At 72.8% G+C, this 25,995-nt stretch carries 22 protein-coding genes; 16 read left to right on the plus strand and 6 right to left on the minus strand.

Annotated elements, in window-relative coordinates; all coding sequences use genetic code 11:
* The first annotated feature begins 103 nt into the window (after nucleotides 1–103).
* The 5 genes from ACTWP5_RS23610 (at nucleotide 104) to ACTWP5_RS23630 (ending at nucleotide 4,410) form a co-directional block, all read left to right on the plus strand.
* Nucleotides 104–1,861, plus strand: coding sequence for a glycoside hydrolase family 6 protein (locus ACTWP5_RS23610; protein ID WP_443223089.1), 1,758 nt, complete (start codon nucleotides 104–106; stop codon nucleotides 1,859–1,861).
* Between the two features lie 371 nt (nucleotides 1,862–2,232).
* Entirely contained in the window at nucleotides 2,233–2,892 is a 660-nt protein-coding gene (gene msrA, locus ACTWP5_RS23615; RefSeq protein ID WP_443223090.1) for a peptide-methionine (S)-S-oxide reductase MsrA, read from the plus strand.
* A 177-nt stretch (nucleotides 2,893–3,069) separates the two neighbouring features.
* Nucleotides 3,070–3,393 (plus strand): ArsR/SmtB family transcription factor, encoded by a 324-nt coding sequence (locus tag ACTWP5_RS23620; RefSeq protein WP_443223141.1) that lies wholly within the window; start codon nucleotides 3,070–3,072, stop codon nucleotides 3,391–3,393.
* Complete coding sequence (locus ACTWP5_RS23625; RefSeq protein ID WP_443223091.1) at nucleotides 3,386–3,919, plus strand: SRPBCC domain-containing protein; 534 nt, start codon at nucleotides 3,386–3,388, stop codon at nucleotides 3,917–3,919. The genes ACTWP5_RS23620 and ACTWP5_RS23625 overlap by 8 nt, the downstream gene beginning before the upstream one ends.
* A gap of 53 nt (nucleotides 3,920–3,972) precedes the next feature.
* The gene (locus ACTWP5_RS23630; protein WP_443223092.1) at nucleotides 3,973–4,410 is read left to right on the plus strand and encodes a PPOX class F420-dependent oxidoreductase; all 438 of its coding nucleotides are present in this window, start codon (nucleotides 3,973–3,975) and stop codon (nucleotides 4,408–4,410) included.
* Between the two features lie 117 nt (nucleotides 4,411–4,527).
* Here the strand turns inward: ACTWP5_RS23630 and ACTWP5_RS23635 are convergent, their stop codons facing one another.
* The 3 genes from ACTWP5_RS23635 to ACTWP5_RS23645 form a co-directional block, all read right to left on the minus strand.
* A complete protein-coding gene (locus ACTWP5_RS23635; protein ID WP_443223093.1) occupies nucleotides 4,528–6,066 on the minus strand; it encodes a sodium:solute symporter family protein in 1,539 nt (512 codons plus the stop codon).
* Between the two features lie 458 nt (nucleotides 6,067–6,524).
* A complete protein-coding gene (locus ACTWP5_RS23640; RefSeq protein ID WP_443223094.1) occupies nucleotides 6,525–7,796 on the minus strand; it encodes an enolase C-terminal domain-like protein in 1,272 nt (423 codons plus the stop codon).
* A 106-nt stretch (nucleotides 7,797–7,902) separates the two neighbouring features.
* A complete protein-coding gene (locus tag ACTWP5_RS23645) occupies nucleotides 7,903–10,932 on the minus strand; it encodes an FAD-binding and (Fe-S)-binding domain-containing protein (RefSeq protein ID WP_443223095.1) in 3,030 nt (1,009 codons plus the stop codon).
* Nucleotides 10,933–11,378: 446 nt separating this feature from the next.
* On the opposite strand from ACTWP5_RS23645, the gene ACTWP5_RS23650 reads away from it, so the two are divergent.
* The 8 genes from ACTWP5_RS23650 (at nucleotide 11,379) to serC (ending at nucleotide 19,458) form a co-directional block, all read left to right on the plus strand.
* Nucleotides 11,379–11,777, plus strand: coding sequence for a YccF domain-containing protein (locus ACTWP5_RS23650; protein ID WP_443223142.1), 399 nt, complete (start codon nucleotides 11,379–11,381; stop codon nucleotides 11,775–11,777).
* A gap of 179 nt (nucleotides 11,778–11,956) precedes the next feature.
* Complete coding sequence (locus ACTWP5_RS23655; RefSeq protein WP_443223096.1) at nucleotides 11,957–13,780, plus strand: ATP-binding protein; 1,824 nt, start codon at nucleotides 11,957–11,959, stop codon at nucleotides 13,778–13,780.
* Nucleotides 13,777–14,247, plus strand: coding sequence for a roadblock/LC7 domain-containing protein (locus tag ACTWP5_RS23660; protein WP_443223097.1), 471 nt, complete (start codon nucleotides 13,777–13,779; stop codon nucleotides 14,245–14,247). Before ACTWP5_RS23655 ends, ACTWP5_RS23660 begins: the two co-directional genes overlap by 4 nt.
* A 5-nt stretch (nucleotides 14,248–14,252) precedes the next feature.
* Nucleotides 14,253–14,681, plus strand: coding sequence for a DUF742 domain-containing protein (locus ACTWP5_RS23665; protein ID WP_443223098.1), 429 nt, complete (start codon nucleotides 14,253–14,255; stop codon nucleotides 14,679–14,681).
* Entirely contained in the window at nucleotides 14,662–15,297 is a 636-nt protein-coding gene (locus ACTWP5_RS23670; protein WP_443223099.1) for a GTP-binding protein, read from the plus strand. Before ACTWP5_RS23665 ends, ACTWP5_RS23670 begins: the two co-directional genes overlap by 20 nt.
* 152 nt (nucleotides 15,298–15,449) lie before the next feature.
* Complete coding sequence (locus ACTWP5_RS23675; protein ID WP_443223100.1) at nucleotides 15,450–16,715, plus strand: cytochrome P450; 1,266 nt, start codon at nucleotides 15,450–15,452, stop codon at nucleotides 16,713–16,715.
* 139 nt (nucleotides 16,716–16,854) lie between these two features.
* On the plus strand, nucleotides 16,855–18,108 hold the full coding sequence (locus tag ACTWP5_RS23680) for a cytochrome P450 family protein (RefSeq protein WP_443223101.1): 1,254 nt from the start codon (nucleotides 16,855–16,857) through the stop codon (nucleotides 18,106–18,108).
* Nucleotides 18,109–18,339: 231 nt separating this feature from the next.
* On the plus strand, nucleotides 18,340–19,458 hold the full coding sequence (gene serC, locus ACTWP5_RS23685; RefSeq protein WP_443223102.1) for a phosphoserine transaminase: 1,119 nt from the start codon (nucleotides 18,340–18,342) through the stop codon (nucleotides 19,456–19,458).
* Nucleotides 19,459–19,623: 165 nt separating this feature from the next.
* Here serC and ACTWP5_RS23690 read toward each other — a convergent pair whose 3' ends face one another.
* The 3 genes from ACTWP5_RS23690 to ACTWP5_RS23700 all read right to left on the minus strand — a co-directional run bounded on the left by ACTWP5_RS23690 (nucleotide 19,624) and on the right by ACTWP5_RS23700 (nucleotide 22,935).
* Nucleotides 19,624–20,646, minus strand: a complete 1,023-nt coding sequence (locus ACTWP5_RS23690) for a hypothetical protein (RefSeq protein WP_443223103.1) — start codon at nucleotides 20,644–20,646, stop codon at nucleotides 19,624–19,626.
* A gap of 349 nt (nucleotides 20,647–20,995) precedes the next feature.
* Complete coding sequence (locus tag ACTWP5_RS23695; protein WP_443223104.1) at nucleotides 20,996–21,883, minus strand: ABC transporter permease; 888 nt, start codon at nucleotides 21,881–21,883, stop codon at nucleotides 20,996–20,998.
* Complete coding sequence (locus tag ACTWP5_RS23700; RefSeq protein ID WP_443223105.1) at nucleotides 21,880–22,935, minus strand: ATP-binding cassette domain-containing protein; 1,056 nt, start codon at nucleotides 22,933–22,935, stop codon at nucleotides 21,880–21,882. Before ACTWP5_RS23700 ends, ACTWP5_RS23695 begins: the two co-directional genes overlap by 4 nt.
* Before the next feature lie 186 nt (nucleotides 22,936–23,121).
* On the opposite strand from ACTWP5_RS23700, the gene ACTWP5_RS23705 reads away from it, so the two are divergent.
* The 3 genes from ACTWP5_RS23705 (at nucleotide 23,122) to ACTWP5_RS23715 (ending at nucleotide 25,964) form a co-directional block, all read left to right on the plus strand.
* On the plus strand, nucleotides 23,122–23,904 hold the full coding sequence (locus tag ACTWP5_RS23705) for a TetR/AcrR family transcriptional regulator (RefSeq protein WP_443223106.1): 783 nt from the start codon (nucleotides 23,122–23,124) through the stop codon (nucleotides 23,902–23,904).
* 163 nt (nucleotides 23,905–24,067) lie between these two features.
* Complete coding sequence (locus tag ACTWP5_RS23710; RefSeq protein ID WP_443223107.1) at nucleotides 24,068–24,517, plus strand: hypothetical protein; 450 nt, start codon at nucleotides 24,068–24,070, stop codon at nucleotides 24,515–24,517.
* A gap of 112 nt (nucleotides 24,518–24,629) precedes the next feature.
* Nucleotides 24,630–25,964, plus strand: coding sequence for an ABC1 kinase family protein (locus tag ACTWP5_RS23715; protein WP_443223108.1), 1,335 nt, complete (start codon nucleotides 24,630–24,632; stop codon nucleotides 25,962–25,964).
* The last annotated feature ends 31 nt before the right edge of the window (nucleotides 25,965–25,995 follow it).

Genomic DNA, 25,995 nt, shown 5'->3' on the forward strand with positions numbered 1-25,995 from the left:
CCCGCCACCCCTTCCCCGGGGCGGCGCCACGACCGTCGCCACGGCCCGCCTCGGCGCGCGGGACGACGGACTCGACAACCTCCCGAAAGGACTGCACAGACCCATGAGCCGCACACGCGGACTGAGAGGCAGACCCGCCACACGTGGTCGCCTCGCGCTCCTGACGGCCGGTGCCATGGCCGCCACGGCGCTGGGCACGGGCGGAATGTTGTACGGCACGGCCAGCGCGGCTGCCGCGGCATGCTCCGTCGACTACACCACCAACGACTGGGGCTCTGGCTTCACCGCCAACATCACCATCACGAACGAGGGCGACGCGCCGTTGAACGGCTGGACCCTCACCTACGACTACAGCGGCAACCAGCGCCTCGCGCAGGGCTGGAACGCCGTCTGGTCGCAGTCCGGCGCCAGGGTGACCGTCGAGGACGCTGGCTGGAACGCGACCGTCGCGGCGGGCGCCTCCGTCTCCGCCGGGGCGAATTTCAGCTACAGCGGGACGAACACGGCCCCCACATCCTTCTCCGTCAACGGCGTGGTCTGTGGTGAGGATGGCGGCGGCGGCCCGACGGACCCGCCGGACCCGACCGACCCGCCCGGGGACCGCGTGGACAACCCGTACGAGAACGCGGGCGTCTACGTGAACCCCGACTGGAGCGCGAACGCCGCGGCCGAGCCCGGCGGCGACGCCATCGCCAACGAGCCGACCGCCGTCTGGCTGGACCGCCGCTCGGCGATCACCGGCGGCTCCGCCGGCAACAGCACGGGCCTGCGCGAGCACCTCGACAACGCCCTGGTCCAGGCCGAGGAGCACGAGAACTTCGTCTTCCAGGTCGTCGTCTACAACCTGCCCGGCCGTGACTGCGCGGCGCTCGCCTCGCAGGGCGAGCTCGGGCCGAACGACATCGACATCTACAAGACCGAGTTCATCGACCCGATCGCCGAGATCCTCGGCGACCCGGCCTACGCCGACCTGCGCATCGTGACGATCGTCGAGATCGACTCGCTGCCGAACCTCGTCACCAACGTCAGCCCGCGCGAGACGGCGACCGAGAACTGCGACGAGATGCTCGCCAACGGCAACTACCAGGAGGGCATCAGCTACGCCCTCCAGGAGCTGGGCGCCATCCCGAACGTCTACAACTACGTCGACGCCGGCCACTACGGCTGGATCGGCTGGGACGACAACCTCACCGCGTCGGCCGAGCTGTTCCACGAGACGGCCACGATGAACGGTGGCTCGGTGGACAACGTCCACGGCTTCATCGTCAACACCGCCAACTACGGCCCGACCGTCGAGCCGTACTACACCATCAACGACACGGTGAACGGCACCTCCGTGCGCCAGTCGAGCTGGGTGGACTGGAACCGCTACGTGGACAACCAGTCCTTCGCCCAGGGCTTCCGCGAGGAGCTGATCCGGCAGGGCTTCAACTCCGACATCGGCATGCTGATCGACACCAGCCGCAACGGCTGGGGCGGCCCCGACCGTCCCACCGGCCCCGGCCCGACGACCAGCCTGGACGCCTACGTCGACGGCAGCCGCATCGACGGCCGCTACCAGGCCGGCAACTGGTGCAACCAGGCCGGCGCCGGTCTCGGCGAGCGCCCGCAGGCGGACCCCGCGCCGGGCATCGACGCCTACGCGTGGATCAAGCCGCCGGGTGAGTCCGACGGGGCGAGCGAGTACATCGAGAACCCCGAGGGCAAGCTGCCCGACGAGATGTGCGACCCGGCCTACGAGGGCAACCCGCGCAACAACTACAACATGTCGGGTGCTCTCCCCGACGCCCCGCTCTCCGGGCACTGGTTCTCCGCCCAGTTCCAGGAGCTGCTGGCCAACGCCTACCCGCCGGTGAACTGACGCACCGACGGGTGGAGAGATGACCGGCTGACCGGTCGATCACCTGGTTCACGTCCCGCTTCGGAGCTGTGGGGGCTCCGGAGCGGGACGCTCCTTTTGTGACGCCGGCCGCCGCCGCGCCGGACACGGTGCGGACTGTGGGATTCGAGGGGTTGACCGAGGTGCCGCCTTTTGGCGTGGCGGGCGGTTGACGGAGACTGGAGGTCCTGACCGGGCCACCGGACCACCGGATTACCGGGCCACGCGGTCCCCGGACCGTCGGACCACGCGGTCCCCGGACCGCCCGACCGCCGGACCACCGGACGACCCGGCCACCGGGGCCCCGGCCACCGGACGACCGCACGCACCCCCACGGAGGGCAGGGACCACCGATGCTGTTCATGCGCGACCACGAGCTGCGGCTGCCGACGGCCGAGGAGGCGCCGGTCGGCCGCCCCACCCCGCTCTACGAGGTGCCGGAGCGTCACGCCGAGCTCGGCACGGCCCTGTTGGGCCCCTATCCCGAGACCTGCGAGATCGCGGACTTCGCCCTCGGCTGCTTCTGGGGCGCCGAGCGGCGGTTCTGGCAGACGCCCGGCGTCTGGACCACGCTGACGGGCTTCCAGGGCGGGTTCACCCCGAACCCCACCGACGACGAGATCCGCTCCGGCATGACCGGACACGCCGAGACCGTGCGGGTGGTCTTCGACCCGGCCGCGGTGTCCTACCGGCGGCTGCTGCGGCTCTTCTGGGAGTCGCACGACCCGACCCAGGGGTTCAGGCAGGGCAACGACGTGGGCACGCACGTCCGCTCCGTCGTCTTCACCCACTCCCCCGAGCAGCGCGCCGCCGCCGAGGAGACCCTCGCGGACTACCAGCGCTCGCTGACCGCCGCCGGGTACGGGCGGATCACGACGGAGATCCTGCCCGCCGAGCGGCACCCGTTCTACCCGGCCAGGGCCCAGCACCAGCAGTACCTCGCGCGGAACCCGTCCGGGTACTGCGGTCTCGGCGGCACGGGCGTGCTGGCGGAGTTCGCGACGGAGGCCTGACCGGGCCGGGCCGGCGCCGGCCCGGCCCGGTCAGGCTCGGCCCGGTCAGGCCATGAGGCGCCGGACACACCCGTGGATAACCTTGCGGGAATATAACCAGCGAGGCATACTCGCTGCGTGAGAGCCGCGAAGGACGACGACGACGCACGGCCCGACGACGGATCGCGCGCCGGCGAGGTGATCGAGGCGATAGCCGAGCCCAACCGGCGTCGCATCCTCGACCTGCTGCGGGAGGGCGAGCGCCCCGTCGGCGAGCTCGCCACGCGCATCGGCCTGTCGCAGCCCGCCGTCTCCAAGCACCTGCGGGTGCTGCGGGCCGCGGGGCTCGTGGACGTCACGGCCCACGCCCAGCGGCGGCTGTACCGCGTGCGTGCCGAGCCGCTGGCCGAGCTCGACGCCTGGCTCGCGCCGTACCGCCGCCTGTGGGGCCAGAGCCTGGACCGGCTCGAACAGCATCTGGCACAGGACGAACACGAGCGTGAAGGACCCAGCCGTGACTGACAGCGACCCCACCCTGCTCACCGCCGGCGAACGCCCCGCCGTCCGCCTCGAACGCCTCCTCGACCGCCCGCCCGCGGCCGTCTGGCGTGCGATCACCGACCGCGAGGAGCTGCGCGCGTGGTTCCCCAGCGACGTCGTCGTGGCGGCGTGGGAGCCGGGCGAGACGATCACGTTCGTCTTCGACATGGAGGAGGAGCCCCACACGGAGAGCCTCTCGGACCTCACGGGGACCGTGTTGGAGGTGGACCCGCCCCGCCTGCTGGTGTTCACCTGGGGCGAGGACACGCTGCGCTTCGAGCTGTTTCCCGAGCCGGTCGGGGAGGACGGCGTCGAGCGCACCCGCCTGGTCCTGACCAACGAGCTCCCTCCCGGCACCGCCGCGCGCAACGCCGCCGGCTGGCAGCTGTGCCTCGCGGCGCTGGCGGGCGAGACCGTCGCCGACGACGCGTGGAAGGACCTCTTCGATCGCAACGTCGCAGCCTTCGAGCCGGTCGTCGGTCCGCAGGAAGGCCCGCCCAAGGGCTGAGAAACGCGTGTTCGCGGCGGAATGCCGGCGCGGCCGTGATCGTTTCAGCAGTCATGACTGAGATTGCGAACGAAAACGCGGGCGGGGCAGGCGCACAGCGCGTCACGTTCGACGCGGCCACGCGGGAGCTGCTGGACGGGAAGAACTTCGCCACGGTGGCGACGCTGCTGGCGAGCGGCGCGCCCCAGACCTCGGTGGTGTGGCTGGGGCGCGAGGAGGACACCGTGGTGTTCTCCACGCGGGCGGACCGTCAGAAGGCGCGGAACCTCAGGCGGGACCCTCGGGTGAGCGTCACGCTGTTCGACTCCGCGAACCCCTACCGCTCGGTGGAGATCCGGGGCAGGGCCGAGCTGGAGGAGGACCAGGAGAAGGAGCTCGGGCGGCGGCTGTCCCACAAGTACCTGGGCGAGGACCCGCCGCCCGAGCCGGACGACGTCGTGCGTCTGGTGGTGCGGGTGCGTCCCGAACGGGTGATCTCCTTCTCCGTGTGAGGACCGACGATCACGGCCAGGGCCACGACCAGGAAGTCAGGGCCACGGGCCACGGGCCACGACGAGGACCGAGGGTCGTCGCGGCCCGTGACCGGTGTCCACAGCCGTTCGCCGTGGCTACGCGGTGACGCGCTCGGGCGCGGGGCCGGGCTCGTCGTCCCTGGCCGCCACCGCCGCCGCCTCCTCGGGCGTCGGGTCGGTGTTGAGGGACTCCAGCAGCACGTCCCGCTCCTCGCGCTGATCCGGCCGGACGAGCCCGATCCCGACGTAGAGGACGAGCGAGGTCAGCAGCGGGAGGCTGACGACCTGGGTCTGCGAGGCGTCCTCCACGATGTAGAAGACGACGTACCAGACGGCCAGGCCACCGGCCCAGGACGTGATGGCGGCGATCGGCCCGCAGCGCCTGAACCAGGGCAGCAGCCCGAGCATCAACGGGATGGAGATCGGCCCCATCGTCGCGGCCACCAGGTCGACGACCACGTCGAGGACGAATCCCTCGCCGCCCGTGGTGATGGCGATGATCATGCTCGTCGCGACGAAGACGACCGTGGTGACGCGCGCGAACCTGAGCTGCGCCGCCTGGCCGAGCCGCCGCACCTTCGGCACGATGACCGGGGCGATGTCGCGGGTGATGACGGCGGTGATGACGTTGGAGTCGGAGGCCACCATCGCCATGGTGTGGGAGAAGAAGCCGGCCAGCATGAGGCCGATGAGTCCGGCGGGCAGCAGCTCCTGCGACAGCGCGATGTAGGACTCCTCGCCGTTCTCCAGGCCCGGGACGATCAGCGGGGCGGCGAACATCGGCAGGAAGAGGATGAACGGCCACAGCAGCCACAGCGCGCTGGACAGCAGCGCGGAGCGGCGGGCCTCCGAGCCGGAGGGGGAGGCCATGTACCGCTGGGCCAGGTTCCACATGCCGCCGTTGTACTCGAAGGTCTTCACCAGCAGGAACGCGAGGATGAGGGTGGTGGTGACGGTGTCGTTGACGGGGTCGTTGTGGTCGGCCGGCAGGTCACTCCACATGGCCCAGGGGAAGTCGGCGCCGAGCTCGCCCATGATCGCGATGAACATGGCGACGCCCGCGACACCCTGGATGACGAACTGGCCCATGTCGGTGAGGACGTCGGCCCACAGTCCGCCGACCGTCATGTAGGCCATGGTCGCGACGCCGGTGATGACGATGCCCCACTCCATGGGGATGTCAGCGAAGCCCTCCAGCAGGACGGAGACGGCCACCCACTTGGCGGCGATGTCCACGACCTTCAGGGCGGCGCCGCTGTAGGCCAGGACCTGCTGGGTGGGGAGGTCGTAGCGCCGCAGCAGGTACTCGAGGGGGGACTTGACGCCGTGCTTGGCGCGTAGGCGGTTCCATCGTGGGGCGAAGAGGAAGGCCCCGACGCCGATGCCGAGGCCGATGGTCATCGCCCACCAGACGTAGACGGTGAGTCCGGAGTTGTAGGCGACGGCGGCGAAGGCCACGAACATCACGGCGCTGTAGCCGGACATGTGGTGCGATATGCCCGTCAGCCACCAGGGGATCTTGCCTCTCGCGGTGAAGAAGTCGGCGATGGTGTGGATGCGTTTCTTCGACCACCAGCCGATGGCTACCATCACGAAGAAGTAGCCGCCGACCACAATCCAGTCGAGCGCTGACATCGTGGCTCAGCTCCTTAAGTCCAGTGGAAACGGGCGTTTGAGAGAAAGCGCTTGCTATGAAGGCGAACGGGAGGACGAACCAGGGGCGGGGCGGTGCGGTGCGGTGCGAGGTGGGTGGTGCGGGGTGGCGCTGGTGGGGGAACGGGGCGCGCGGGCTGGAGCCGGGGCCAGGGCCGGGGAGTCGTGGGGTCTACGGGTGGAGCGGCGAGAGGGAAGGCGGGAAGGCGGGTCGGGCTGCCGATACGGCCGGTGCTGCCGCTACGGAGCTGCTACTGCTTCTCTGGCTGGTGCTACGGCTGGTGCTCTGGCTACTGCTACTGCTGCTTCTTCTTCTGGTTCTGCTGGTTCTTCTGGTTCTTCTGTTCTCGCTTCTACGGATCGCTGAGCGTGGGGGGGACGCGAGGGTGATGCGGGGGCGGGCGCGGAGACGGACCCGCCCCGCGCGGCGGTCCGGCGGCCTACCAGTGGGCGCGCCTGGGCTGGAAGTCGGGCTCGAACCGGTGCATGTACACGGTGTCGTCCCGACGTCGGATGCCGCAGCGCTCGTACTGCTCGTGCAGGACGGCGAGGGCGTCGCGGTCGAGCTCGACGCCGAGCCCCGGGCCTTCCGGCACGGGCACGGCACCGTCGACGAAGCGCAGCGCGCCCGGCGCGACGACGTCCTGCCCGTCCTGCCAGGGGGTGTGGGTGTCGCAGGCGTGGGTGATGCCGGGGGTGGCGGCGGCCAGGTGGGTCATGGCGGCCAGGCTGATGCCCAGGTGGGTGTTGGAGTGCATCGACAGTTCGAGGCCGAAGATCTCGCACAGGGCCGCGATCTGGGAGGAGCGGTGCAGGCCGCCCCAGTAGTGGTGGTCGGTCAGGAGGACGCCGATGGCGCGCCGGTCGATGGCCGGCGGCAGGTGCTCGGGGGTGACGACGCACATGTTGGTGGCCAGCGGCATGGGCACCTCGGCGGCGACCTCGGCCATCCCGGCGATCTCGGGGGCGGGGTCCTCCAGGTACTCCAGCACCCCCTCCAGCGCCTTGCCGACGCGGATCGAGGTGGCGGGGGTCCATGCGGCGTTGGGGTCCAGGCGCAGGGGGTGGTCGGGGAACGCCTCGCGCAGCGCCAGGATCGCCTCGATCTCCTGGTCGGGCGGCAGCACGCCGCCCTTGAGCTTGATCGAGCCGAAGCCGTACTCCTCGACGAGGAGGCGGGCCTGGGCGACGACGCCCTCGGGGTCGAGGGCGGCGCCGAAGCGGTCCTCGGCCTGGCCGGGGTGGGCGGCCCACTTGTAGAAGAGGTAGGCGCTGTAGGGGACGGCGTCGCGGACCGGGCCGCCGAGGAGGTCGACGACGCGCAGGCCGGCGGCGCGGGCGCGGATGTCGAGGCAGGCAGTCTCGAAGGCGGCGAAGACGGCGTCGACCGTCTTCTGGTTGCTGCCGGCGCCGGTCAGGCCGTGCTGGTCGGTGACGACGGCGCTGCCCACACTGGCGGCGACGCGGGCGTAGAGGGCATGGTGGGCGTGGACGTCGACGGGGGCGTCGGGGTCGGTGAGCGCGGTCGCGGCGGCTCTGAGTCGTTCGAGGTGGGAGGCGTCGCCGTAGGTCTCGCCGAGGCCGGTGAGGCCCTCGTCGCTGACGACCTCGACGACGGCGCGCAGCGCCCAGGGTTCGTGGACGCCCATGGCGTTCAGCAGCGGCGGGTCCCGGAAGGCCACGGGCGTGATGCGTATCTCGCGTATGCGCATGTCCCTTGACCTCCTGTTGGGCAATTCCCGGGACCGGTTCATGTGGGTGAACGCTGACCATTCTGCTGAACGTTCCACGTCAAGGTAGAAGTCCCCCAGGGGAGCGTCAAGGGTGTCGACGGCGCCTCGTGCGACCCTTTCGCCCCGTGGGCGCGGCCGGGGCCGGCTCGTCGTGCAGGGCGTCGGCGAGGATCTCGGCGAGGTGGCGCGCGCGGTGGCCGCCGAGTTGGTCGAGCTGGGTGCGGCAGGAGTACCCGTCCGCCAGCAGCACGGCGTCGGCCGGGGCCGAGCGGACGGCCGGCAGCAGCACGTCCTCGGCGCAGGCGACGGAGACCTCGTAGTGGCCCCTCTCGTAGCCGAAGTTCCCCGCCAGCCCGCAGCAGCCGGCCGACAGCTCGCCGGTCAGACCCGCCCGCTCGCGCAGCCGGCGGTCGGCGGCGTCGCCGAGGACGGCGTGCTGGTGGCAGTGGGTCTGGCCGGCGACCGGGCGGCCGACGTGGGGCGGCTCCCACCCGGGGGCGCGTTCGGCCAGCGTCTCGGCGAAGGTGCGGACGGCCGTGGCCAGCCGGCGGGCGCGCGGGTCGTCGGGCAGCAGCTCGGGCACGTCGGTGCGGAGCGCGGCGGCGCAGGGCGGTTCGAGGACGGTGACGGGCAGGCCGGCGTCGAGGACCGCCTCCATGCGGTCGAGGGTGCGGCGCATCACGGCGCGGGCGCGGTCGAGCTGTCCCGTCGTGGTGTAGGTCAGGCCGCAGCAGACCGGCCCGTCGGGGAGGGTGGGGCGCAGGCCGGCGGCGGTCAGCACGCGGGCGGCGGCCTCCCCCGCCTCGGGGGAGAGGTGGTTGGTGAAGGTGTCGGGGAAGAGCAGCACGTCCCCGGCTCCGGCCCCTCCCCCGGCTCCGGCCCCTCCCCCGGCACCGGCCCCGCCCCCGGCTCCGTCGCCCCTGTCCCCGCTGTGGTCGTCGTCGAGGCGCAGCCGCCTGGTCAACGGGACGCGCGGCAGGGCCGGGATCGGCCGCTGCGGGGCGATGCCGGCCAGGCGCTTGGCGAGCGCGGTCAGCGGCGGGACGCGGGCGGCGAGGTTCACCACGGGCGCGAGGCGCAGCGTCGACAGCAGCCGCAGCCAGGTGGGCAGGCGCCCGAGCGCGAGGTGGGAGGCGGGGCGGCGGCGCCCGGCGTAGTGGTGGTGGAGGAACTCCGCCTTGTAGGTGGCCATGTCCACGCCGACGGGGCAGTCGGAGCGGCAGCCCCGGCACGACAGGCACAGGTCGAGCGCCTCGGCGACCTCGGGCGAACGCCAGCCCTCCGTCACGACCTCGCCGGTCAGCATCTCGTGCAGCAGCCTGGCCCGGCCCCTGGTGGAGTGCTGCTCGGCGCCGGTGGCCCGGAAGGACGGGCACATGACGTCGTTGCCCGCCGTGTCCTCGCGGCACTTGGCGACGCCGACGCAGCGCCGCACGGCCTGCGCGAAGTCTCCGTCGTCGTGGGGGTAGGAGAACGCGACGGCCACCCGCTCCCCCTCCCTGCCCGGCCCTCCGGGCAGCCCGACGAAGCGCAGGTCGGCGTCGACCGGTGCCCTGCGGGGGGCGATGACGCCCGGGTTGAGCCGCTCGTCGGGGTCCCACAGCCGCTTGTAGGCGTCGAACACGGCGACGAGCTCGTCGCCGTACATGCGGGGCAGCAGCTCGGAGCGGGCCAGGCCGTCGCCGTGCTCCCCCGACAGCGAGCCGCCGTGGCGCACCACGAGGTCGGCGAGGTCGACCGAGAAGGCGCGGAAGGCGCGGATGCCGGCGGTGTGGGTGAGGTCGAGGTCGAGGCGGACGTGGATGCAGCCGTCGCCGAAGTGGCCGTAGGGCACGCCGCGCAGCCCGTGTCCTGCCAGCAGCTCGCGGAAGTCCCGCAGGTACGCGCCGAGGCGGGCGGGCGGCACGGCGCAGTCCTCCCAGCCCGGCCACGCCTCGCCGCCGTCGGGGCGGCGGGTGGCGGTGCCCGAGGCGTCCTCGCGGATGCGCCACAGCACGCGCTGCGCGGCCGGGTCGTCGACGACGGTGTGGTCCATGGCGGCCGTGCCGTCGGCGTCGCCGACGCGGCCGAGTTCCAGGGCGCGGGCGCGGGCCTCGGCGGGCGTGTCGCCGCCGGTCTCGACGAACAGCCAGGCGGCGCCGCGCGGCAGCGGGGCGCGGACGGCCGGGTCGGGGATCAGGTCCACGGCCATGCCCTCGACCGTGAGCGGCCGGTAGGGCAGCAGCCCGGCCGCCGCCTCGGCGGCTGCCGCCTCGTCGGCGTAGCCGAGGACGGCGAGGGCGCGGGCGCGGGGGGCGCGCTCCAGCCGGACGGTCGCCTCGGTGAGCACGCCGAGGGTGCCCTCGCTGCCGGTGAAGGCGCGGGCGTGGTCGCGGCCGTGCTCGGGCAGCAGCGCGTCGAGGGCGTAGCCGGAGATGCGGCGCGGCAGCTCGGGGAACCCGGTGCGCAGCGCGGCGAGGTGGCGGCCGGTCAGCTCCTCGACGGAGCGGCGCAGCTCCGGCGGCAGGCCGTCGCCGCCTCGGCCGAGGACGGCGCGCTCGCCGCGGTAGGTGAGGACGGCCAGGGACTCGACGGTGTCGGCGGTGGTGCCCCAGGCGACGGAGTGGGAGCCGCAGGAGTTGTTGCCGATCATGCCGCCGAGGGTGCAGCGGCTGTGGGTGGAGGGGTCGGGCCCGTAGGTGAGGCCGTGGCGGGCGGCGGCGGCGCGCAGCGCGTCGCAGACGACGCCGGGCTGGACGGTGGCGGTGCGGGCGTCCGGGTCGAGGGAGAGGACGCGGTTCATGTGGCGGGTGAAGTCCAGGACCACGCCGGTGCCGGTGGCGTTCCCCGCGATGCTGGTGCCGCCGCCGCGCGCCACGACCGGCACGCCGTGCTCGCGGCAGACGGCGAGGGCCGCGGCGACGTCGTCGGCGTCGCGGGGGGAGACGACGCCGAGCGGGACGCGGCGGTAGTTGGAGGCGTCCTGGGTGACCAGGGCACGGCTTCCCGCGTCGAACGCCACCTCGCCGCCGACGGCGTCGCGCAGCGCCGCGGCGAGGGCGCGGGCGTCCTCGGGCGGCGTCGGGGATGGTCCTGGTGGGGATGGGGGTCCTGGGGTCGCGGGTGTGGGTGCCATGGGACCTAGCGTGCCCCCTCGACGGCGTCGAACGCGGGTGGGGCACGGTGCGGGCCTCGGCGCGGCCCGCTGTGGTGTGGTCGTGACCGGCGTCGCGGCCGGTCGACGCGGCTGCGACGTCGCGGGCCGTCGACGCGTGGCGTCGCCGTCCCCGGTCGAGGAAACCCGGCTTCCGGAGTTCACGATCAAGCTCGCCGCAGGCTCCTACTCCACGAGACCACCGCCCCGTCAGGGCGTAGGCGGGAACGAGAGGAAGAGCATCGATGGACACCACCACGGCCGACCTGCGCACCGCCGATCCGGCCGACGTCGATCTGGCAGGGGCGCGTTGGTCGGACACCGGAACGCGGTGGCCGCCCACCACGGATGGCGAGGATCTCAGAGCCCGAATCGCCCGGAGCCGTCTCCCGGCGGGCCGCCGGTCGTCGTGCGACGCTGGAGGAGTGCTGAGGACGCTGCTGAACCTGGTCTGGCTGATCTTCTCCGGCCTGTGGATGGCGTTGGGCTACGCCGTCGCGGGCCTGATCTGCTTCGTACTCGTCGTGACCATCCCCTGGGGCATCGCGTGCTTCCGCATCGCCCGCTACGCGCTGTGGCCCTTCGGCAACACGATCGTCCGGCGTTCGGAGGCGGGCATCGCCTCCGGCATCGGCAACGTGGTCTGGCTGGTCTTCGCCGGCATCTGGATCACGATCGCGCACATCACGGCCGGGGTCGCGTTCTGCCTGACCATCGTGGGCATCCCGTTCGGCCTGGCGCACTTCAAGATGGTGCCCGTCTCGCTCATGCCCCTCGGCAGCGAGATCGTTCCCAGCGACGCGGCCTATCCCCGGTACCGCTGGTAGCCACGACCGTCCGCACGACCGTCGTCCGCGCCGTCGACCCGGGCCGCCGTCCCGACGTCGTCCTCGCCACCCGGTGATCGCCGTGTGCAGCACCCGTGAATCCGGAACCCATCCCCTGGGACTCACTTATAGTGTGGGCGGATTATCGCCTGTCAGTGCCGCCCGATGAGGACCCATAGATGACAGCGCAGACTCTGCAGACGCCACGGACGCTCCCGTCTTCCCCGGAGCGCCGTAGAACGCGGGCGGAGCGTCCACCCGTTCGTCCCCTGCTGATCGCCCTGCTCGTCTCCGTCACGGCCACGGGCGTCGCGTGGCTCGGGGCGATGTACGCGGCGCCGGAGTCGTTCGAGGCGACGCTGGCGTGGGGCGCGGGTGCCGGCGCGGTGGCGCTGTGCGTGGCCGTGGGCGTCGCGACGTGGTCGCTGGGGCGCCTGCGTCAGGCGCGTGCCGGGATCGCCGAGGCGGAGGCCGAGACGGCGCGCTTCGCCCACGAGACCGTGCCAACGCTGGTCCGGCTGCTGCGCGAGGGCCAGTCGTCGGCCACCGCGCTGGCGGAGACGATCCCCGACGCGCCGCAGGCCGAGCCCTACCAGACGGTGCTGCGTTCCGTCGCCGAGGAGGTGGGCCGCGGCCAGACGGAGAAGAACGCCGCCATGGCGGCCTGCGCCAACGCGGCGGGCCGGATGCAGGCGTTGGCCACGGGCATGCTCGCCGACCTGCGCGACATGGAGCACCGCCACGCCCACCCCGACGTCCTGGGGGACCTGCTCCACCTCGACCACCGCACGGCGCAGGCCGGGCGGTTGGCCGACAGCATCGCCGTGCTGACCGGGGCCCGTTCCGGGCGGCGCTGGGCCAAGCCCATCGTCATGGAGAGCATCCTGCGCGGCGCGATGGGCCGCATCGGCGGGTACCAGCGGGTGCGGCTGCACTGCACGGTGACGGTGACGGTCGCCGGCCACGCCGCCGAGGGCGTCATGCACGCCCTCGCGGAACTCCTCGACAACGCCGCGAACTTCTCGCCCCCCACCTCCGAGGTCCACGTCTACGTGGAGGAGGTGCCGGCCGGCGTCATCGTCACCGTGGAGGACAGCGGCCTGGTCATGGGCGACGTGGCGCTGCGCCGCGCCGAGCGCGCGGTGGCGCGCGACCAGCCGTTGGACCTCACCAGCCTGTCCGGCAGCCGGCTCGGCCTCGCCGTGGTGGGTGTGCTCGCGCGCAAGCACGGGCTGTCGGTGTCGTTCCGACCCTCGGCCCGTGGCGGCACGGGGGCGCTGCTGATGATCCCGCACGAGCTGATCAACCGCGTGCCGTCGGACGACGAGCGCGTGGCGTCGCGCGAGCGGCGCGCCCCGGCCGCCGACGCGACGGAGGCGATGGAGGCGACGGGTGCCGCGCCGACGCGTGGTCTCGCGGCGAGTGCCGCCTCCCGCGTCGCGGACCGGGCGAACGGCCCGGACACCGCCGGCACCACGGACCTCGCGGACACCACGGACACCACGGACACCACGGACGCCACCGCCACCCGGCGGGAGCCGGCCGCCCCGGCCGCCTCCGCCGTGCCCCGCGCCACCGACGACCACGCGCCCGGCTCCGACGACGCGGTCGGCACGCGCGGCTCCGACGGCCCGGTGGAGTACGGCGCCAGCGGTCTGCCGAAGCGGCGACGCGGCAGGACCCTGGCCAACGCCCACCCCGACGGCGTCCCCGGCACCCGCCGTCGCGCCGCCGCCCAGCCGGCCACCCCCCGCCCACCCCGCACGCCCGAGAGCTCCGCGGCGCGGCTGCGGGCCTTCCGTGACGCCGTGCGCGGCCCGCAGGACAGCCAGGCGACCCCGACCGTCACCGTGGAAGCCGCCGCGGAAGCCACGGCGACCGCGGCTCCCGCCACACCAGCGCGGGGTGACGCGCCGGACGGACCGTCCACACCGGTCGAGCCGTCCACACCATCCACCGTATCCGCCACCTCGGCGCCTCATCCGGAGGACGACGACGCATGACCGCACCATCGACGGGGACACGACCCCAGGCCCCGAGTCGCGGCACCACCGCGGAGCTCACCTGGCTGCTGGAGAACCTCGTGGGCCGCACACCCGGCGCACGCCACGCGCTGGTGCTGTCGCGCGACGGACTGAGGCTGTGCCACACACCGGAGCTGACGCAGGACCAGGCCGACCAGCTGGCCGCGATCTCCGCCGGCATCCAGAGCCTGTCGCAGGGAGCGTCGATCGAGTTCGGTGACGGCACCGGCGGGGTGCGGCAGTCGATGACCGAGTTCTACGGCGGCATCCTCTTCATCGTGGAGGCGGGGGACGGCGCCCACCTGGCGATCATCGCGGGCGAGGACGCCGACGTCGGCCTCATCGGGCACAACATGACCGAGCTCGTCGAGCAGCTCGGCGAACACCTCACCTCCCCGCCGCGTCACGCCGCGGACGCCTCGACGGCCCCGCCGAGCCGCCCATGAACCGGATGCGCCGCCCTGGCCGCGACGACGACCCCGACCGGCTGTACACCGTCACGGGTGGGCGCAGCCGCGCCGGTACTGACGTCTTCGACCTGGTGACGCTCGTGGTCGCCGAGAGTGGGCCGACCCCCGGCATGCAGTCGGAGCACGCCACGATCCTGCGGCTGTGCCACTACCCGACGGCGGTCGTCGAGATCGCCGCCGAGCTGCGTTTACCGGTCAGCATCGTGCGGATCCTGCTGAGCGACCTGCTCGACTCCGGCCACATCACCGCCCGTCACCCCGTCACCAGCCGCGCGGCCCGCACGGCCGACGGGAGCGGCGGTGACGACGGCGGCAGCGGCCACGGCGCCGACGGCGGCGACGAGGCCGACTCCCACCTTCCCGACCCACAACTCCTCGAACAGGTGCTCGTTGGACTCCGCAACCTCTGACGCGACGGCAACCCCTGACGCGACGGCCCCGGCGCGGGCCGATGACGCGCCCCGCCCCCACCTGAACGCCGCCGCGAGCAACGGTCTGAAGATCGTGATCGTCGGCGGCTTCGGCGTCGGCAAGACCACCATGGTCCGCTCGGTGAGCGACATCCGCCCGCTCAACACCGAGGAGGTCATGACCCAGGCCGGCCAGGACGTCGACGACCTCAGCGGCGTCGGCGGCAAGACCGCCACGACCGTCGCGTTCGACTTCGGACGGATCAGCATCAACGAGGAGACGGTCCTCTACCTCTTCGGCGCGCCGGGGCAGGAGCGGTTCTGGTTCCTGTGGGACCGGCTCTTCAGCGGCACCCTCGGCGCGGTGGTGCTGGTGGACACCCGGCGGCTGGCCGACTGCTGGTACGCCATCGACCGGCTGGAGCACCACGGGACGCCGTTCATCGTGGCACGCAACGACTTCGGCGGCCCGCAGCACAGCCACGACGAGATCCGGGAGGCGCTGGACCTCGACGAGCGGATCCCGTTCGTCGACTGCGACGCCCGGTCCCGGTCCTCCAGCAAGAACGTCCTGATAACGCTCGTCGAACATCTGCGGTCCCTCACCTCGCCGTGAGGCCCGCCGCGCGAGACTCGCCGTCCGGGGCCCGACGCCGCCCCTGACCCCGTCGACGCCGATGCCACCGTCGACGCCGATGCCACGTCGACCCCGATCCCACCGTCGCCACCGATGCCACCGTTCGAGGAACGAAGCGAAGGATCCCCCACATGACCGCCCAGCAGCAGCCCCCGACGGCGCCCACCTCCGCCGTGCCCAGCGCGGAGCCCGACGCCGTGCCGCTGAGCGGCCCGCGCTTCCACACCGACCCGGCCCACCTCTACCAGGAGATGCGCCGCGACCACGGCCCCGTGGTGCCCGTGACGCTCCCCGGCGACATCCCCGCCTGGCTGGTCGTCGGCTACCGCGAGCTGCACCGCGTCACCAGCGACCCGACGCTGTTCACGCGGGACATGGACCTGTGGAACCAGTGGCCCAACATCCCGGACGACTGGCCGCTGCTGCCCATGGTCAACAAGAAGCAGCCGTCGATCTACTACACGGTCGGCGAGGAGCACAAGCGTCACGCCGAGGTCGTCGGCGACGCGCTGGAGGCCGTCGACCCGTTCCAGCTGCGCAAGGACACCGAGGAGCTGGCGGACGGCCTGATCGACGCCTTCTGCGGGAGCGGCGCGGCCGAGCTCGTCGGCGACTACGCGCGGCTGCTGCCGGTCCTCGCCCTGGCCCGCGTCGTGGGCTTCCGCGACGAGCAGGCCCCCGAGCTCGCCCGCGACATGAACGCGCTGGCCGACGGCGGCGAGGACGCGATCGCCAGCCACCAGCGGGTGCTCGCCGCCCTCGCCGAGCTGGTCGCGGCCAAGCGCCGGCTGCCCGGGCCCGACGTGACCTCGCGGATGCTGGGCCACCGGATCGCGTTGACCGACCAGGAGCTCCAGCTGGACCTGGCGGCGATCACCATCGCCGGGCACCAGCCCACCGCCGACTGGATCGGGAACTCCCTGCGGCTGATCCTCACCGAGGAGCGCTTCGCCGCCTCCCTCTCCGGCGGCCAGCAGAGCATCGGCCAGGCCATGAACGAGGTGCTGTGGGCCGACACACCCACCCAGATCCTCGCCGGCCGCTGGGCCGCCCGCGACGCCCAGCTCGGCGGCCGGCACGTCCGCGCGGGCGACATGCTGCTGCTGGGCCTGGCCGGCGCCAACGGCGACCCGCAGGTGCACGAGCAGGTCGGTGTCCACACGGGCGGCAACGGGGCGCACTTCTCCTTCAGCCACGGCGAGTTCCGCTGCCCGTTCCCGGCACAGGAGATCTCCGAGATCATCGCCCGCACCGCGATCGAGGTGCTGCTCGACCGGCTGCCGGACATCGACCTCGCGGTCCCCGCCGACGAGCTGACGCGGCGGCCCTCGCCGTTCCTGCGGGGCCTCACCCGGCTGCCGGTCCGCTTCACGCCGACGGTGCGTCAGTTCCGCTGAGGCGGCGGGCTCGTGGGCCGCGAGGGCCGCGCGGGTCACACGGGGGTGGGGGTGTGCGGCGCGGAGAACGGTCCGTAGGGTCTCGCTCAGGCGGTCCCGTTGTGAGGATCCCGCGGACGGATCCCGTTGGAGGAACGAGATGAGCTGTCCTGTCCACCACGACCCCGACCCCGTCGTCGACCCCATCGTCCTCGACCCCCTGGTGCGCGACCTGCGCGGCGAGACCCGCCGCCTGCGCGACGCCGGGCCCCTGACCCACATCGAGCTGCCCGGCGGCGTCACCGCCTGGACCGTCACCAGCCACGCCGAGGCCCGGCGGCTGCTGACCGACCCCCGGCTGGTGAAGGACATCAACCAGTGGGAGCTGTGGCGCACCGGCAAGGTGACCCGGCAGTGGCCGCTGATCGGCATGATCGACTCCGGGCGCAGCATGTTCACCGTCGACGGCGCCGAGCACCGGCGGCTGCGCGCCAAGACGGCGCAGGCCATCACGGCGCGCCGGGTGGAGGAGCAGCGGCCCGTCGTCGAGGAGACGGTCGCGCGGCTGCTCGACGCGCTGGCCGAGGAGGGCGCCGACGGGCGGCCCGTCGACCTGAAGGCGGTGTTCGCGCAGCCGCTGCCGATGGTCGTCGTCAGCCGCCTGATGGGCGTGGACCCGGCCGAGCACCCGCGGCTGCACCGGCTCTACGAGGCGTTCTTCAGCGGCCTCACGCCGCAGGACGAGCGGCTGGCCGTGATCGGGGAGCTGGACGTCTTCTTCGCCCGCATGGTGGCGGAGAAGAAGGAGCACCCGGGGGACGACCTGACCAGCGCGCTGCTCGCGGCCGAGGACGGCGGCGAGCCGCTGACGGAGGAGGAGGTGGAGGGGAACCTCAAGGCGATGGTGGCCGCCGGGCACGAGACCACGATCAGCCTCATCGTCAACGCGGTGCGCGCGCTGTGCGGGAACCCGGAGCAGCGGGAGCTGGTGCAGCGGGGCGAGGTGTCGTGGGAGGCGGTCGTCGAGGAGACGATGCGCTGGGACTCCCCCACCCCGCACCTGCTGATGCGTTTCGCCACGGAGGACGTCGAGGTCGGCGGGACGGTGATCCGGCGGGGCGAGGGGCTGGTGATCTCGTACCACGCGATCGGCTGGGACGAGGCGCAGCACGGCGCGGACGCGGACCGTTTCGACGTCACGCGGCCGACGCCGATCCGGCACATCAGTTTCGGCCACGGGCCCCACATCTGCCCCGGGGCGGCGCTGGCGCGCCTTGAGGCGCGCATCGCGCTGCCCGCACTCTTCGCGCGCTTCCCCGCGCTGGAGCTGGCCGTCGCGGACGAGGAGCTGCGCAACCTCCCGATCGTCACGCAGAACGAACTCGCGGCACTGCCGGTGCTGCTGGGGGCCTGAGCGGCCGGGGCCGTGGCGTGCGGCGGGCGGGCGCGCGGTGGCGGGCGCCTTCGGTCACCGCCGCGCGCCCCCGGTCCCGCCCGGTCCGCCCGGCCCCGGCCCGGCGTCGCCACCCGGCGTCGCCACGCTGCGGGCCGGGCCCGGCGCGGACCCGTCCACGGACTGGCGACACGAGTCTCACCGGCCGGACACGTTGCTGTCCCGACTGCCGGACGGACTACGCTCCGACCCGTGGCCGATATCCAGATTCCCGCTGACATCAAGCCCGCCGACGGCCGGTTCGGATCGGGCCCCTCCAAGGTGCGCACCGAGGCGCTGAGTGCCCTGGGCGCCACGGGTGTCTCTTTGCTGGGCACCTCCCACCGCCAGGCCCCGGTCAAGAACCTCGTCGGCAGGGTCCTCACGGGCGTGCGCGAGCTGTTCTCGCTGCCCGAGGGCTACGAGGTGGTGCTGGGCAACGGCGGCGCCACCGCGTTCTGGGACGTCGCGACGCACGGCCTGATCGAGGCGAAGTCGCAGCACCTGTCGTTCGGCGAGTTCTCGTCGAAGTTCGCGAAGGCCGCGAGCCGCGCCCCGTGGCTGGACGAGCCCACGGTCATCACGGCGAACCCCGGCTCGCACCCGCTGCCGCGCGCCCAGCACGGCGTCGACACCTACGCCCTCACCCACAACGAGACCTCGACCGGCGTGTCCATGCCGCTCCAGCGGGTCGCGGGGGCGGACGCCGGTTCGCTGGTGGTGGTGGACGCCACCTCCGGCGCGGGCGGCCTGCCCGTCGACATCGCCGAGACGGACGTGTACTACTTCGCGCCGCAGAAGTCGTTCGCCTCCGACGGCGGCCTGTGGATCGCGATCTTCTCCCCCGCCGCGCTGGAGCGCGCCGAGCGGATCCACACCTCGGGCCGGCACGTGCCGGAGTTCTTCTCGCTGCCCACGGCGATCGACAACTCGCGCAAGAACCAGACGTACAACACCCCGGCCGTGGCCACGCTCTTCCTGCTCGCGGAGCAGCTGGACTGGATCAACGGCCAGGGCGGCCTGGCGTGGGCCACGCAGCGCACCGCCGACTCGGCCTCCCGCCTCTACGGCTGGGCGGACAAGCACGAGCTGGCCACCCCGTTCGTGACGGACCCGGAGCAGCGCTCGCAGGTCGTCGGCACGATCGACTTCGCCGAGGGCACGGACGCGGCGGCGATCGCGAAGGTGCTGCGGGCCAACGGGGTCGTGGACACCGAGCCGTACCGGAAGCTCGGCCGCAACCAGCTGCGCGTCGCGATGTACCCGGCCGTCGACCCGGCGGACGTCGAGGCCCTGACGGCCTGCGTGGACTACGTGATCGACCGGCTCTGACGGTCACCGGACGGCCGTCGGGACGGACGGCCGCACGACGGAGGCGCTCGGGCCGTTCGGCCCCCGGACGGCGGGGGTCGAACGGCCCGAGCGCGTTGTGGTCGGCGCGGGGTCAGCGCCTGTCGGCGGTCGGCGGACGTCGGCTCCCCGCGCGCGGCACGCGCGTCAGCCGGTGACGATGGAGACGCCGTAGACGCGCTCCACCTCGGTCCAGGGTGTGGCGTAGGAGGTGACGCCGGAGCCCGCGATGACGTGGCCCCGGATGAACGCGTCCGTGTTGCCCCTGACGTAGAACGGGCCGCCCGAGTCCCCTGGCTGCGGCTGGGTGCCACCGTTGAAGACGATGACCGGCCACGTGCAGCCGACCTCGGTGCACACCTGCCCGTCGATGCTGACGGCCGTGTGGCCGCAGTGCTCGCCGGTGGTCCGGCCGCTGTGGCAGTAGTCGGCGAAGCCGACGGTGGCCGGTCCCGCGGCGGACACCCTGTACGCGGTGGTGCTGTTGACGCCGCCGCTGTAGACGAATCCCGCGTAGGACTGCCCGCCGACGCGCTCGACGTCGATCGGCTCTCCCGTGACCGGGGGCAGACGCCGGTCGAACACCGTGCCGTACACGAGGTTGAGGGATTCGGTCCACACGGTCGCGCCGTTCCCGAAGCAGTGCCCGGCGGTCACCATGGACACGCCGCCGGCGGCGTCGCGCACGGCGTAGCCGGAGGAGCAGCGGGCGTTCTGGTCGGTGATGCCGGCGGCTCCCCAGAACGGCGCGGTGTCGTCCCGGCGGCTGAAGGTGGTGGAGACGGTCCTGTGGTGCACCTCCACGTCCCCGGCCGTCGCCAGCCCGGTGGGCAGGGCCGTCAGCTCGGCGACCAGGTCCGCCGGCGCGTCGGTCTCCAGGACGATCCGTCCGGTCTCGTGGTCGACGAAGCTGCCGAAGGTGTACTCCGTGCCGTTGGCGGCGACGTGGTCGGCGATCCGCTGCTGGATCGTGGCCAGTGCCTCCGCCGTCGCGGCCGGCACCGCCGCTGGCTCGGCGGTCGCGGCCACGGCATGGTCGGGCGCCACCGTGGAGGCCGGGGCCGTTCTGCCCGCCGGCTCCTCGCTCCGGGCGGCGCCCGTGCTGAGAACGGCCGTCGCCACGATCGCGGCGAGGACCGCTCCAACCAGCCTTGTTCTGCGTCCGTGCATCCGTGTCGACCTTCCGTTCGTCCCTGAGGGCCGACGGCACACGTCATGCCGTCACGGAAAGTAGGCCCCGGTGGCGGCCCCGGCCGACAGGGCGCGCGGGCCCGTGGCCCTGCCGAAAAGGAGTGCGTCGGGCGCGCGCGTCGCGGCCCGCACGCCGTCCGGCCGGAGGCGTGCGGGCCGCGTGCCCGCCGAGGACCGTGCGCCCCGGGATCGCCCCGGGGCAGCCGGGATCGCCCGGGAGATGGCCGAGGTCATCCGGGATGGCCGGGATCGCGCCGGGATCGCCGGGGCAGCCGGGATCGCGCCGGGATCGCCCCAGCCGCCCGGGCGGCTGGGGCTGACTCCCCCCTCAGCGCCCGAGGCCCTGGAACTTCCTGACGGCCAGCGGCATCGCGACGGCCGTGATGACCAACGGCCACACCACCGCCATCAGCATCGCGTTCTCCTCGATCCAGCCGCCGCCGTTGGAGGGCAGCGGGTTCCCGAAGAGCTCGCGGACCGCGTCGGAGGTGGCCGAGACCGGGTTCCACATCGCGATCGTGCCCAGCCAGTCCGGCATCAGCGACGGCGGCGTGAAGACGCTGGAGATCATCCCGAACGGGAAGGCGACGGCGAAGAGGCTGCCGGCGGCCTCCTGGTTCGGCATCAGCAGCCCCAGGTAGATCCCGACCCAGATCAGCGCGAAGCGCAGCAGGAGCAGCAGCCCGAACGCGGCGAGCGTCGCCAGCAGCCCGCCGTCCGAGCGCCAGCCGACGACGAGGGCGATGCCCGCCATGATCGCCAGGTCCAGCGCGGCGTGGAGCAGGTCGGAGACGCCGCGCCCCGCGACGACGGCCGAGGGTGACATGGGCATCGACCTGAAGCGGTCGGTGACGCCCTTCTCCTTCTCGATGGTGACGACCATGGCCGTGTTCATGAAGCCGAAGGCCATCGTCATGGCGAACATGCCCGGCATGGCGTAGTCCTTGAAGTCCACGCCCTCGCCCACGTCCATGGCGCTGCCGAAGACGTAGACGAACAGCAGCACGGAGACGATCGGGAAGCCGAGCTGCCAGGCGACGATCGAGGGCTGCTTCACCAGGTGGGTCAGGTCCCGCTGGACGACGGTCCAGCAGTCGGCGAAGGCCCAGTACAGGCGCCGCTCGGGGCCGGTCACGCCGAAGGCGTCGGCCGCGAGGGGGCCCGTGGTGCCGGCCGTGGTGCCGGTCGTGGTGTCGGTCGTGTTCGTCGTGCTCACGCGACGACCTCCTTCGTCTCCGCCGCGTCGCCCTGGTCCGCCGCCCTGCCCGTGGTGCTCGCCGTGCCGGTCGCGCCCGGTGTGCCCGTCGTGCCCGAGCCCTCCTCGGGCGGCGCGCCGGTCAGGCGCAGGAAGACCTCGTCGAGGGTGGGCCGGCGCAGCCCGATGTCCACGACGCTGGCGTCGGCCTCCTTCAGGGTCCGCGCCACCTCCGTGAGCGCCGCGACGCCGTCGCTGACGGGCGCGTGTACCCGCAGCTGCTCCTCGTCGGTGCGCGGCTCGACGCCGCTGTCCGTCACCCTCGCGACGGCGCTGGTGGCGACGGCCAGGTCGGCCGGGTCCTCCACGACGACCTCGACGCGGTCCCCGCCCACCGCGCGCTTGAGCCCGGCCGGGGTGTCCTCGGTGATCTTCCGGCCGCCGTCGATGAGGGCGATGCGGTCGGAGAGCTGGTCGGCCTCGTCGAGGTAGTGCGTGGTGAGCAGGACGGTGGTGCCGGCCGCCGTCAGCTGGCGGATCGACTGCCAGACCTCGCTGCGCCCGCGCGGGTCGAGGCCGGTGGTCGGCTCGTCGAGGAAGAGCACCTCGGGCGCGAGGATCATGCTGGCCGCGAGGTCGAGCCGGCGCCGCATGCCGCCACTGAAGGAGGAGACCTGCTTGTCGGCGGCCTCCGTCAGGCTGAAGTGTTCCAGCAGCTCCTCCGCCCGCGCCGAGGCCCGAGCCCGGCTGAGGTGGAAGAGGCGCCCGAACATCCGCAGGTTCTGCCGGGCGCTGAGGATCTCGTCGACGGCCGGGTTCTGTCCGGTCAGGCCGATCCGACGGCGCACCTGGCGTGCCTGGCGGCGCACGTCGTACCCGCCGACGCGGGCGGTGCCGCCGTCGGGTCGCAGCAGGGTGGTGAGGATGCGGACCGTGGTGGTCTTGCCGGCGCCGTTGGGCCCGAGCAGGCCCATCACCGTGCCGCGTCGCACCTCCAGGTCGAGTCCTTCGAGGGCGGTCTTGTCGCCGTAGCGCTTGCACAGCCCTTCGGCGACGACCGAGTGGTCAGCCATACGCCCCTCCCGGGGAGCTTCTGGGGGTGGTCTTGGGACTTCGAGCGGATCCGAGGGGATCGGGATCAAGGAAGCGATGAACTGGGTACGTCGTACAGGGTACGTTGTACTCATAATACCGAGAGAACGGGGTACGTCGTACCCAATAACCGGGCGGCGCTGGTCGGACCTAGGATGACGAGCGACATGACGACGGCACATCACAGCGGCAGCGGCGACATCGCCCGCAGCCTCCAGCTCCTGTGGCAGGGGCGCGAGCAGGCCAGCCGCGGCCCGAAGCCCACGCTGACGCTGGAGGGCATCGTCACCGCCGCCGTCGCCCTCGCCGACGAGGAGGGGCTCGCCGCCCTCTCCATGCGGCGCGTCGCCGCCACCCTCGGCGTCGGCACCATGACGCTCTACCGGTACGTCCCCGGCAAGGCGGAGCTGCTGGACCTGATGCTCGACCGGGTCAACGGGCCGGGGGAGGAGGCCGGGGAGAGCTCCGAGGAGGAGGCCCGGCGGCTGGGCGAGCTGGGCTGGCGGGAAGGGCTCGAACACATCGGGGCCGGCCTCTTCCGGCTCTACGAGAGGCACCCCTGGCTGCTCCAGATCAACCAGAGCCGCCCCCTGCTCGGCCCGAACTCCCTGCGCGGCTTCGACCTCGCGCTGTCGGTCCTCGAGGGGCTGCGCCTGACCAGCCAGGAGAAGGTCACCGTGATCACGATCATCGACTCGTTCGTGACCGGCATCGCGCGCGCCCACATCCTCCAGCGGCAGGTGGCGGAGCAGACCGGCATCTCCGACGAGGAGTTCTGGCGGGCGCAGACGCCGATCATCGAGATCGCGATGTCCAGCGGGTGCTATCCGCACGTCTTCGCGCTCGACGAGGACGCGTTCAGCCTGAGCAACGAGGAGACCATGCGATTCGGCCTCGCCCGCATACTCGACGGCCTGGCGTCCTTTCTCGACAGCAGGAACGCCGACTGAAGGCCGACCGAAAGCCGGCTGAACGCCTTTTCCGTCCCGCCTTCGGCATCCAATAATTTCGTCATGAAATCGGTGTTTTACGGCGGGCCTTGTCTGTTTCGCACGCCTCACCTTAGCGTGGATGAGGAACGGCCGCGCGGAAGAGGCGAAAGGAAAAGGGGACATGGGAAAGGGCATCACGAACACGTTGCGCGATCTCGTCGGTGACGTCGCCGACGACATGAAGGAGGCGTTCGACGAACTCCTCGACTACGACTGGCACGACCGGGGGCGACGGGACCGCCAGGACCGGGACGGGCGGGGCGAGAGGGACCGCTGGGACCGCGACGGCTGGGACAGGGACCGGTGGGACCGCGACCGGTGGGACCGCGACCGGTGGGACAGGGACGGCCGCTGGGACCGTTCCGATCGGGACGGCCCCCCGCGTCGGCACCATCACCACCACCCAGGCGACGGGCACCACGGCAGGGACCACGGCTGGGACGACGGGCCGTGGGACGAGCTGGCCGGGCGGATGAACGCCCTGATCCACCTGCTCCAGCGGGTCGCCCCCGTGCCGGGGCCCGCGACCGCGCCCGCGCCCGCGCGCGAGCGCGAGACCTCCGAGCGGTGAACCAGTAGCCCTTGACTCCGACCCCCCGTGAGGCGGCCACGGATTGAGCGTCGCTCGTCTCCGCGTCGTCGCAGGCGTCCTGCGTGAACTCATGGCCGGTGAGGTGCGACGCGTGGTCGCCTCACGACGCGAGGGAGGCGAGACCCCCAGCCGGGCCCAGGACCTGCGGCACGCGTTGGAACGGCTCGGCCCCTTCTACGTGAAGGTCGGCCAGATGCTCTCCACCCGCCCCGACATCGTCCCCGACCACGTCATCCCCGAGCTGGAGAAGCTGCACGACCAGGCCGCCGTCCTGCCGTTCGCCCGGCTCGAACCCGTGCTCCGCGCGGAGTTCGGCCCCGCGTGGACGGGGCTCTTCCGCGACGTCGACACCGACACCCCCGTCGGCGCCGCCTCCCTCGCCCAGGTCCACCGGGCCACGCTCCGCGACGGCCGGCCCGTCGTCGTGAAGATCCAGCGCCCCGGCGTGCGGGAGGTGGTGCTGCGGGACATGGCGCTGATGCGCCGCGCCGCCCGGCTGGTGGGGCGCGCCGCGCCACGCTTCAACGCGGTCGTGGACGTCGAGGCGATGCTCGACGTCATCTTCGACTCGATGCGGCCGGAGCTCGACTTCACCATCGAGGCCCGCAACATGACGCGGGCCCGCGGCCTGGTCGAACGCTTCGAGCACCTCGCCGTCCCCGAGCCGCTCGTGGTCGCCGACCGGATCCTCGTCCAGAGCCTGGCGCCGGGCACCTCCATCAGGAACGCCGACCGCGACGCGTTCGACCCCGCCGAGCGGCAGGCGATCGGCGCCGACCTCCTCGCCTTCTGCTACCGCGGCTTCTTCATCGACCGCTTCTTCCACGCCGACCCCCACCCGGGGAACGTCTTCGTCGCCCCCGGCGAGCCCGCCACGCTCATCGACTGGGGCATGGTCGGCCGCACCGACCGGCGGACCGGGATGCTGCTGATGCTGGTCCTGCTGACGCTCGCCCAGAACGACGGGCGCGGCGTGGCGGAGGCGTGGTGCGAGCTCGGGCACGCCACGCCGTGGGCGCAGCCGGCGGCGTTCATGGCGGACATGGCGATGCTGGTGCCCAAGGTCGCCGACGCCTCGCTGGAGGACCTCGACTTCGGGGTGACGTTGACCCGGGTCCTCACCTGCTCGACGCGGCGCGGCATCCGCACCAACCCGGCGATCTCGATCCTCGGCAAGTCCTTCGGCAACATCGAGGGCTCGGTGCGCTGCCTGGCGCCGGAGCTGTCGATCGTCGGCGTCTTCGAGGACCAGCTCTTCGATGTGCTGCGGTCGTTGGCCTTCGAGACGGCGTCGAGGGAGCAGCTCGCCAGGACGGTCATGGAGGTGCTGCTGGGGGTCGGCTCGGTCGCGGGCCAGCTGCGCGGGCTGGTGCGGGACCTCTCCAGCGGCGAGCTGGCGCTGCGGACGGGCTCCTCCGCCGCGTAGGGGGCGGTGGAGGAGCCGCGGGCGGTCTGAC

This window comes from Streptomyces sp. 4N509B (genome assembly GCF_052245655.1).
Lineage (GTDB): Bacteria > Actinomycetota > Actinomycetes > Streptomycetales > Streptomycetaceae > Streptomyces.

What these genes read in the sequence shown, in the direction of transcription:
- ACTWP5_RS23610 (WP_443223089.1), top strand. Translation starts at nt 104, where the DNA reads ATGAGCCGCACACGCGGACTGAGAGGCAGACCCGCCACACGTGGTCGC.
- msrA (WP_443223090.1), top strand. Translation starts at nt 2,233, where the DNA reads ATGCTGTTCATGCGCGACCACGAGCTGCGGCTGCCGACGGCCGAGGAG.
- ACTWP5_RS23630 (WP_443223092.1), top strand. Translation starts at nt 3,973, where the DNA reads ATGACTGAGATTGCGAACGAAAACGCGGGCGGGGCAGGCGCACAGCGC.
- ACTWP5_RS23635 (WP_443223093.1), bottom strand. Translation starts at nt 6,066, where the DNA reads ATGTCAGCGCTCGACTGGATTGTGGTCGGCGGCTACTTCTTCGTGATG.
- ACTWP5_RS23640 (WP_443223094.1), bottom strand. Translation starts at nt 7,796, where the DNA reads ATGCGCATACGCGAGATACGCATCACGCCCGTGGCCTTCCGGGACCCG.
- ACTWP5_RS23645 (WP_443223095.1), bottom strand. Translation starts at nt 10,932, where the DNA reads ATGGCACCCACACCCGCGACCCCAGGACCCCCATCCCCACCAGGACCA.
- ACTWP5_RS23655 (WP_443223096.1), top strand. Translation starts at nt 11,957, where the DNA reads ATGACAGCGCAGACTCTGCAGACGCCACGGACGCTCCCGTCTTCCCCG.
- ACTWP5_RS23660 (WP_443223097.1), top strand. Translation starts at nt 13,777, where the DNA reads ATGACCGCACCATCGACGGGGACACGACCCCAGGCCCCGAGTCGCGGC.
- ACTWP5_RS23665 (WP_443223098.1), top strand. Translation starts at nt 14,253, where the DNA reads ATGCGCCGCCCTGGCCGCGACGACGACCCCGACCGGCTGTACACCGTC.
- ACTWP5_RS23675 (WP_443223100.1), top strand. Translation starts at nt 15,450, where the DNA reads ATGACCGCCCAGCAGCAGCCCCCGACGGCGCCCACCTCCGCCGTGCCC.
- ACTWP5_RS23680 (WP_443223101.1), top strand. Translation starts at nt 16,855, where the DNA reads ATGAGCTGTCCTGTCCACCACGACCCCGACCCCGTCGTCGACCCCATC.
- ACTWP5_RS23690 (WP_443223103.1), bottom strand. Translation starts at nt 20,646, where the DNA reads ATGCACGGACGCAGAACAAGGCTGGTTGGAGCGGTCCTCGCCGCGATC.
- ACTWP5_RS23700 (WP_443223105.1), bottom strand. Translation starts at nt 22,935, where the DNA reads ATGGCTGACCACTCGGTCGTCGCCGAAGGGCTGTGCAAGCGCTACGGC.
- ACTWP5_RS23705 (WP_443223106.1), top strand. Translation starts at nt 23,122, where the DNA reads ATGACGACGGCACATCACAGCGGCAGCGGCGACATCGCCCGCAGCCTC.
- ACTWP5_RS23710 (WP_443223107.1), top strand. Translation starts at nt 24,068, where the DNA reads ATGGGAAAGGGCATCACGAACACGTTGCGCGATCTCGTCGGTGACGTC.